The 8,660-nt window shown below is 74.4% G+C and carries 8 protein-coding genes; 6 read left to right on the top strand and 2 right to left on the bottom strand.

Going from position 1 to position 8,660, the window contains the following annotated elements; all coding sequences use genetic code 11:
- Positions 1–667: glycosyltransferase (locus tag VGL20_09950; protein ID HEY2704001.1), on the top strand; the 667-nt coding region annotated here is incomplete at its 5' end.
- 31 nt (positions 668–698) lie between these two features.
- Here VGL20_09950 and VGL20_09945 read toward each other — a convergent pair.
- Together VGL20_09945 and VGL20_09940 are read right to left on the bottom strand one after the other, a co-directional pair.
- Positions 699–1,616: a 2OG-Fe(II) oxygenase gene (locus tag VGL20_09945; protein HEY2704000.1), complete on the bottom strand. Its 918-nt coding sequence runs from the start codon at positions 1,614–1,616 to the stop codon at positions 699–701.
- Between the two features lie 2 nt (positions 1,617–1,618).
- Positions 1,619–2,740 (bottom strand): acyltransferase, encoded by a 1,122-nt coding sequence (locus VGL20_09940; protein ID HEY2703999.1) that lies wholly within the window; start codon positions 2,738–2,740, stop codon positions 1,619–1,621.
- Positions 2,741–2,914: 174 nt separating this feature from the next.
- Here VGL20_09940 and VGL20_09935 point away from each other — a divergent pair, with 174 nt between their 5' ends.
- The 5 genes from VGL20_09935 (at position 2,915) to VGL20_09915 (ending at position 8,607) form a co-directional block, all read left to right on the top strand.
- Positions 2,915–4,240 (top strand): ABC transporter ATP-binding protein, encoded by a 1,326-nt coding sequence (locus tag VGL20_09935; GenBank protein ID HEY2703998.1) that lies wholly within the window; start codon positions 2,915–2,917, stop codon positions 4,238–4,240.
- Between the two features lie 31 nt (positions 4,241–4,271).
- On the top strand, positions 4,272–5,132 hold the full coding sequence (locus tag VGL20_09930; protein HEY2703997.1) for a TylF/MycF family methyltransferase: 861 nt from the start codon (positions 4,272–4,274) through the stop codon (positions 5,130–5,132).
- A 116-nt stretch (positions 5,133–5,248) separates the two neighbouring features.
- A complete protein-coding gene (locus VGL20_09925; protein HEY2703996.1) occupies positions 5,249–6,094 on the top strand; it encodes a GDSL-type esterase/lipase family protein in 846 nt (281 codons plus the stop codon).
- Between the two features lie 69 nt (positions 6,095–6,163).
- Positions 6,164–7,258: a hypothetical protein gene (locus VGL20_09920; protein ID HEY2703995.1), complete on the top strand. Its 1,095-nt coding sequence runs from the start codon at positions 6,164–6,166 to the stop codon at positions 7,256–7,258.
- On the top strand, positions 7,255–8,607 hold the full coding sequence (locus VGL20_09915) for a glycosyltransferase family 2 protein (GenBank protein HEY2703994.1): 1,353 nt from the start codon (positions 7,255–7,257) through the stop codon (positions 8,605–8,607). Before VGL20_09920 ends, VGL20_09915 begins: the two co-directional genes overlap by 4 nt.
- The last annotated feature ends 53 nt before the right edge of the window (positions 8,608–8,660 follow it).

The raw sequence follows: 8,660 nt of genomic DNA, 5'->3' as shown, positions 1-8,660 counted from the left end.
CCGCCATCCCAACCCGTCGGTGGGCGTCATGCGCGTGGTCGAGGAGACCCGCAGCCTCTCCGACGAGCTCGGGCTGACCGGCCGCCACGTGTTCTTCAACGAGGAGTGGGTGCCGTACGAGCAGCGCGCCGACTGGCTGCTCGAGGCCGACGTCGGGGTCACCACCCACCGCCTCCACGTCGAGTCGCGGTTCGCCTTCCGCACCCGGGTGCTCGACTACCTCTGGGCCGGACTCCCCATCCTCTGCACCGCCGGCGACGCCCTCGCCGACACCGTCGAGGCCTCCCGCCTGGGGATCACCGTGTCCCCCGGCGACCCCGGCGCGGTGGCGTCGGCGCTGCGCCGGCTCGCCGACCCCGGGCTCCGGGCCGAGATCTCGGGGCGGGTGGCGGAGCACGCGCGCTCGCTCACCTGGTCGCGGACGGCCGCGCCGCTGCTCGCCTTCTGCGCCGCCCCGTCGCACGCACCCGACCGCCGGGCCGGCGGCGTGGAGGTGCCGGTGCCGGTGGCGGCCACCGCTCCACCCCCGGTGGCGCGGGCCGACCGGCTGCTCCGGCGGGTGGGACAGGAGCTCGCCGAGGGCGGCGCCGGAGCGGTCGCGAGGGCGGCGCTCCGCTGGATGCGGCGGCGTGGGGCCCGGATCGCCGGACGCACCGGCACCCCCTGAGCACCGCGACCCCGGGTCGGCGCCGGTCAGCTCACCGGGGGTGGCGGAACCGGCGCTCGGCGCGAAGCGCGAGGTCGACGGCGACCGGCGGGAGGAAGGGCCGCAGCCGGCCCCGCCAGCGCGGCCGCGCCGGGAGGGCGGTCACGACCGGGACCGGCGCCGCCGCAACCACCTCGGGAACCGGCTCGGCGGTGTGGGCGGGCTGCACCCCGGGCTCCTGGTAGAGGGTGGTGTGCGGCGCCGAGGCCTCCTCGGCGGGGCGGCCGTTGGAGTAGTAGTAGACCGCCAGCGACTTCCGGGTGCGCCCCGGCGGGCAGGCCAGCGGCTCCGGGTGCCCGTGGAAGGAGAAGTCGCTGGTGCTGAACACCACCATCCGGTTGAAGACCGGCAGGACCCGGCGGGCGCACCGGCCCATGTCGCGGGTCCAGAGCTCGAGATGGCCGCCGTACTCCTCCTCCCAGTCGCGGTTGAGGTAGAGAAGCAGGTTCAGCCTGCGGTCGAGGCGGATCCGCTCGTAGTAGTTGAAGTCGGCGTGCACGTGGAGGAAGCCGCCGGGCTCGATCTGGTGCATCCCGCCACCGGCGAGGTGCGGGTCGGGCACCAGGGCGTCGATGCCGGTGAGGCGCTCCAGGAAGTCGATCATCACCGACGAGTTGAACTCGTTGAGGAGGTGCCGGGTGAAGGGGCCCATCAGCGTGGGCCGCTCGGTGGCCAGCTTGTGGGTGTGCCCGCTGTCGGTGTACAGCCGCCAGGGGATGGCGTCGGGCGAGGGGAACTCGGCGATGACGTGGTCGACGACCTCCTCGGGCAGGAAGTCGTCGATCACCACGTGGGGGAACGGCTCCGCCCGCCGGTACTCCTCGGCGAACCGCTCGGCGATCGGGAGCAGCCACTCGGGGTCGAGGCCGAAGGCGGGGATGGTGGCCAGCGCGGCCCCGCCCTGGGTCATGCTCAGCCCTCCGCCGCCCTCGCGCCGGCTCCGGCCGGGGACCGGAGCTCCAACGGCGCCGCCGCCGTCCCGTCGCCGCCGATCCGCCGCTTGAGGCGGAGGAAGGGCGCCTCGACGAGGGCGTAGGACAGCGAGGCGAGAGTGTACGCGAGCGCGGTGATGACCACGAAGCTCCAGGGCCGGCGGGAGGCGATCTCCGGGTAGATCACCAGGACCAGGGGGAAGTGCCAGAGGTAGACGCCGTACGACACCTTCCCCAGCCTGGTCAGGGGCCGGAACCCGAAGACGCGGACCAGCGGGGCCCAGGGACGCACCGCCAGCGCGGCGAGGAGCAGGGCGCAGCAGACCGCCACCGCGGTGAAGCCGCCGTGGACCAGCCACCCGTACGGGTCCTCCTGGCGGACCACCCAGGCGAGCACCGCCAGCCCGGCGACCCCGGCGGCGGCGACCACCGCCGCGGGAATCCTCCGGAGCAGGCCGAGATGTGCGGCCAGGGCCAGCGTGCAGCCGGCGAGGAGGGCGTCGGCCCGGGTCTCGGAGCCGCCGTAGACGGTCAGCCACGAGGCGCCGGAGGCGACCATCAGCCCGCGGACCGCGAACACCAGGAGCACCCCCCAGAAGCACGCGGCCAGCGCCGCCCGGGGGCCGCCCCAGCGCAGCAGCGCGATCAGCAGCAGCGGCCAGAGCAGGTAGAACTGCTCCTCGACGGAGAGCGACCAGGTGTGGGCCAGGGCGCCGAGGTCGGCACCGGAGGCGTACGCCCAGTTGGCGACATAGCCGAGGGTGAAGGGCACCGCGCGCAGGGTGGAACCGCCGAGCGTGGTGTTCGAGGCGAGCGCGGCCACGACCACGCACCCGAGCAGCAGCAGCATCAGCGCCGGCATCAGGCGCAGCACCCGGCGGGTGTAGAAGCGCGCCAGCGAGATCCGGCCGGTGAGGCGCCGCTCCTCGAGCAGCAGCGTGGTGATGAGGAAGCCGGAGAGCACGAAGAACAGGTCGACGCCGATGAGGCCGCCGGGCGCGGCCGCGCTCCAGGTGTGGAAGGCGATCACCAGGATGACGGCGACGCCGCGGATGCCATCGAGGGCGGGGTGGTGGCGGAAGCGCGGGAATTCAGTCGACATGGTCACCGGGCTGCCGGTGATTCTATCCCCCGGTCCTCGGAGCGCCGTTCACCGCAACCTCCCTGCGACCGGCCCGGTGAACGTCGATCGACGCGTTCCCCCGCCCCGGGGCCTCGACCGGCGCCTTGGTAGGATGGCCCCCAGAATGCTCTCTCCGGGGTCGTCGCACGGCTCGTGACCGTCGCCATCGCACTCGACAACGTCTGCAAGCGCTATCGCGTCCCCCTCGACCGGAGCAGCACGCTCAAGTACCGGATGGTCCATCCGCGGAGCAGTGCCCGGTACCGGGACCTCTACGCGCTCGACGGGCTCTCGCTCGAGATCCCGTACGGCAGCTTCGTCGGCGTCATCGGCGCCAACGGCTGCGGCAAGAGCACCCTGCTCAAGATCCTCGCCGGGATCCTCCGTCCCACCAGCGGGACGGTGACGGTCAACGGGCAGGTGTCCCCCTTCCTCGAGCTCGGCGTCGGGTTCAACCCGGAGCTCACCGCGAAGGAGAACATCTACCTCAACGGGGCGGTGCTGGGGCTGACCCGCCGCCAGCTCAGCGGGCGCATCGACGAGATCATCGGCTTCGCCGAGCTCGAGGACTTCGCCGACCAGAAGCTGAAGAACTTCTCCTCGGGAATGCAGGTGCGGCTCGCCTTCGCGGTGGCGATCCAGGCCGACGCGGGGATCCTGCTCATGGACGAGGTGCTCGCCGTCGGCGACGCCCGCTTCCAGGAGCGCTGCTTCGACGTCTTCAACCGCTACAAGCGCCAGGGGCGCACCGTGGTCCTGGTCACCCACGACCTCGGCGCGGTCGACCTCTACTGCGACACCGCGTACCTGCTCGACCACGGACGGCTGGTCGCCAGCGGGCCGACCGGCGAGGTGTGTTCGATCTACCGGCACATGGTGGGCCAGCAGGCCGACGCCGACGCCGCCGGAGCGCCTCCGCCGGCGCCGTCCGAGATCAGCACCGAGCTGCCCGGCGGGGGACGGCGCTGGGGCACCGGCGAGGTTCGGGTCGTGGACGTCGAGTTCCTCGACGCCGGGGGCGAGCGGCACCAGATGTTCACCAGCGGCGAGCCGATGACGATGCGCATCCATTGCCAGGTGAACAGCCAGGTCGAGGACCTCATCTGCGGCGTGATCGTGCATCGCGGCGACGGCTATCGCCTCGCCCACGCGAACACCTTCTTCTCCGGCCTCGAGCTGCGCTGCCCGCCGGCCGGAGAGCGTTTCAGCCTGGACCTGGTGGTCGACGAGCTGCGCCTGCTGGGCGGCCACTACCAGGTGTCGGTGGTGCTCGCCGCCCACCCCGTCGCCCACGACTACGACGGCCTGGAGCAGGCCTTCGACTTCCGTGTGGCCTCGCCCGCGCCCCAGATCGGCCTGTTCGCGCTGGGCCACCGCTGGAGCATGAGCCACGACCTCCTCCGGCCGCTGAGCCCCGCCGTGGTGGGCCGCTACGGGCTCGAACCCACCTCCTCGGCGGTCGCCGACGAGGGCCGGTGAGCCAGGTTTCGGCTTGGCTATACTGCCGCGGATGCTCCGCACCGAACCGCAATCCGGGGTCGGCACGGCCGAGGATCGGGGCACCCAGCTCTATCTCGACCTGTTGAAGCGCAGCCTGGTGGGGATGCTGTCGGGGCACGAGCTCCAGACCGTCGTCCCCTCGGTCGAGTGGAAGCGCAGAGCGGTGCGGCTGGCCTCGCGGCTGCTCGCCCGCCGCGGCATCGAGCTGGTGCGCGCCATGCCCTACGACCTCGACAAGCGCGAGCAGGGGCTCGACTGGCCGCTGCACGCCGTGTCGATGATCGGGCTGCGGCGCATGGACAACCTCGAGCACCTGATCCGCGACGTGCTCCGCCGCGGCGTGCCCGGCGACCTCATCGAGACCGGGGTGTGGCGCGGCGGCGCGACCATCCTCATGCGCGCGGTGCTCAAGGCCCACGGCGACACCGAGCGGTCGGTCTGGGTCGCCGACTCCTTCCAGGGGTTGCCCAGGCCCGACGCCGAGACCTACCCGGTCGACGCCGGTGACCCGCACCACACCTTCGACAACCTGGTGGTGTCGCTCGAGGAGGTCAGGCGCAACTTCGAGCGCTACGGCCTGCTCGACGAGCAGGTGCGATTCCTCCCCGGCTGGTTCCGCGACACCCTGCCGGAGGCGCCGATCTCGAAGCTGGCGGTGCTGCGGCTCGACGGCGACATGTACGAGTCGACGATGGTGGCGCTGAGGGCGCTGTACCCGCGGGTCAGCCCCGGCGGCTGGGTGATCGTCGACGACTACGCCCTCAAGGGCTGCAGGGCCGCGGTCCACGACTTCCTCGACGAGATCGGGATGCATCCGGCGGACCTCCAGACCGTCGACTGGACCGGCGTCTACTGGCAGCGCAGCGTCTGACCGCGGTGGTGTGACGCGGCCGTCACCGCCACAGCCGGGGGGGACAGGAGCGCTATCCTCAGTGGCGAGGGAGGGGACCACGCACAGTACCGGCCGCCATCCCTCCCCCATCTGCCATGTGGACGCGCACCCTCCTCACCGCTCTGGCCTGCAGCATCCCGGTGGCGCTGCTGGCATCGACGATCCACGCCGCCCCCTCCGTCGAGGAGCCGGACACGCCCGCGGTGGCGGCGGCCCGTGCCGCCATCGCCACCTGTCCGGAGGCGGGTGCGCCGGTGACCGCGGTGCCACCGCCCCCGGTGGGCTGCGACCCGACCGGGCCGATCGTCGCCCTCGGTGACAGCGACACCTATGGCTACGGGGTGACCATGGTCGCCTACAGCACCCCGCCGCCGGGCGCCGGGCCGGCGGTCGTCCAGCAGCTGCTGGGGATCCCGGTGGTGAACGCGGGGGTCAACGGCGACACCGCCCTCAGCACCCTGCGTCCCTCGACGCCCGGCTTCGGCCACCGGCCCGCCGCCCTCCAGCTCCCCGCGTTGCTGGCCCTGCACCCGCGTCTGGTGATCGTCGGCTTCGGCATGGCGGAGGCGGTGTACGGGGTCCCGATCCCGACCGCCGCCGCCGACCTCGACGCCCTGCTCCGCGCCCTGGGGGACGTTCCCACGGTGATCGTCGGCAGCCACGTCGACTGCTCCGCGATCAGGATCTGCCGCGGCGGCGACGGAGTCCGCTACACCTCTGCCTGGGATGACCAGCTGAGGGTCGTGGCGGCACGGCACCACTCCGGACTGGTGCTCGACGTCGAGGCGGGGCTGGCGGCCGCCGGAGAGATGACCGACGAGCTCCACCCCACCCTCCGGGGCTATCGGGTGATGGCGGGCCGGATCGCCCCGGTGGTGGGCGACCGCCTCGCCGCCGCGTCCCGGGGATGGCGTTCCGGGGGCCGCCTGCTCCACAGCTAGCCGGCTGGGCTGGCGGGCTATCATCCGCAACCCCGTGGACAGCCCCCCCTCTCGGCACCGGCCCCGCTGATGCGAGTCGCTCTCTGGGGCGCGTTCGACGCCCCCGACGGAGACCTGCTCGCCACCCGCAGGGTGCTGGACGAGGGGCTGCGGCGCCGGCTTTCCGGCTGCGAGGTGACCGCCCTCGCCGCGCTGGGCACCCCGCTCGCCGTCGACGGCGGCCATCCCGCCGAGCGGCTGCCCTCCCCGGAGCAGCTGGCCGGGCGCTTCGACTGCGTGGTCGACACCGGCACCGCCGGCCCCCTGGAGACCACCCTGCCGGTGCTCGACGCCGCGCCCGCGGACGGCTCGCTCGCGCTCCTGCTCCCGGGTCTGCTCGACCCCGGGCTGCTCCGCCGGCGCGCCGAGCTGCTGCGGCTGCTGGGCTGGGCGTGGCCGGCGGGCAGGGTGCTCACCGTCGAGGGCGACGCCTCCCTGCTGGGCGCGGTCGAGGGCATCGCCGCGGCGCTGCGCGCCCCGGTGGAGGACGGCGCCGTGGCGGTGCAGCTGGCGGCATCGGGGGGCTCCCGCGGCGAGGGTGAGTTCGCGGCCGCGCTCGAGGCCGCGCTCGGCGGGCGCTGCCGGCGGGTGCCCGAGGTGACCGCGGTGGAGGACCTGGTCGCCCTGATCGCGGAGTCGGCGGCCTACGCCGGGCCGCCGGGCCTCGGCCGCTGGACCGCGGCCGCGCTCGGGGTGCCCGCGACCGCGGTCGCGGAGCTCGGCGGTGCCCTCCCCTCTCTGCTCGGCGGCCCGGCCGCGCCGCCGGCGGAGGCGGCGATGGAGGCGCTGGAGCGGCACCTCGACGGCCTGGCAGCGCGGGTGGCGGAGGCGGGGGGCGGCCGCGGCGAGCCGGCGCCCGGTCCCGGGAGCCTGACCGCGGAGGACCGGCTGGAGGCGCTGCGGACAGCGCACGAGGCCCGCGGGCTGCAGCTCCTCGGCGAGCGCCACGCCGCCCAGCTGGCTCTCGACGGCGCCCTGGCGGGGGCGCGGGCCGAGATCGACCGGCTGCGGTCCGAGCTCGCCGCCGCCCGGGCCGCCAGCGACGCCATCGTCGCCTCCCGGACCTGGCGGTACACCCGGCCGGTCCGCGACACCCTCGCCCGGGTGCGCGAGCGGCGGCGGTGAGCGGGCTCGCCATCCCCGCGACCGGCCGCCCGGAGCTGTCGGTGGTGATGGTCACCTACAACGCCTGGGAGTGGACCCGGCGGGCGCTGGAGGCGCTGGTGGAGCACACCGACGCCGACCTCGAGCTGATCGTCGCCGACAACGCCTCCAGCGACGGCACCCTCGAGGGCCTCGCCGCCGTCGAGGGGATCACGGTGCTGCGCAACCCCGCGAACCTCGGCTTCGGACCCGCCGCCAACCAGGCGGCGCTGCGGGCGCGAGCCCCGCTCCTGCTGCTCCTCAACACCGACGCCCTCGTCCACCCCGGCTGGCTGCCCCCCCTGCGCGCGGTGCTCGAGGCTGAGCCCGACGTCGCCGCCGTCGCCCCCCGCCTCCTCCACGTCGACGGCTCCCTCCAGGAGGTGGGGAGCATCGTCTGGGGCGACGCCGAGGTGTGGCCGTACGGCGCCACCCGGGCGGCGGCCGCGCCCGAGTACCGCTTCCGCCGTGACGTCGACTACGCCTCCGCCGCCTGCCTGCTGCTCCGCCGCTCCGCCTTCGTCGACGCCGGCGGCTTCGATCCCGTCTACGCCCCGGCCTACTACGAGGACGTCGACCTCAGCCTGCGGCTCTGGGAGCGGGGCCTGCGGACCGTGTGCCAGCCCCGGTCCGAGGTCACCCATGCCGGCGGGGCGTCCACCGACCCGGGACGGAGGACGAGGCTGCTCGAGCGCAACCGCCCGGTGTTCGTCGAGCGCTGGCGGCGGCTGCTGGCGCTCCGGCCCCCGAGCCCGGTCCACGCGGAGCCCGAGGACGTCATCCCCGGCCGCGATCTCCGATGCGACGACCGGGTGCTGGTGGTCGGCGACTTCGTCCCCGACGCGCGGCAGCCGGGGCAGGAGGCGCTGCTCCGGACCCTGGTCCGGCTGTGGCCGCGGGCCCGGGTCACCCACCTCGCCCTCGACGCCGACGCGGCCGAGGAGAGCGCCCCGCCGCTGCTCGCCGCCGGGATCGAGCTGGCCTGGCCGGGCGACGGCCTCGAGGGCTGGCTGCGGCAGCGGCGCCACCACTACGGGGTCGTGATCGGGACCTCGTGGGCGGCCTCCGCGCGGCCGGTGCACCGGCTGCTCGAGGCCACCCAGCCCCACGCCCACCGGGTCGTCCTCCTCGACCACGACGCGGCCAGGGACCTCGCCGGCGAGGACCATGCGGCGGCGGTGCGCTCGGCGCGGGTGCTGCTCTGCGCCGGGGAGGAGGCGCGTGCCGCCGCCGTCGGGGCCGGTCCCCTTGGGGAGGTGGTGATTCTCGACGGCGACCGCTCACTGACCGCTGCACTGGCACCGTTGGGAATGGCTCCGACCGGGCGGTGAACGGCGGTTTCCGCTCGTGGGGTTTGGAGCTTTTACGGCCTCGGCCGCTGTGA

Source organism: Candidatus Dormiibacterota bacterium (genome assembly GCA_036495095.1).
GTDB lineage: Bacteria > Chloroflexota > Dormibacteria > Aeolococcales > Aeolococcaceae > CF-96.
This window is presented reverse-complemented; position numbering and strand designations above follow the sequence as displayed.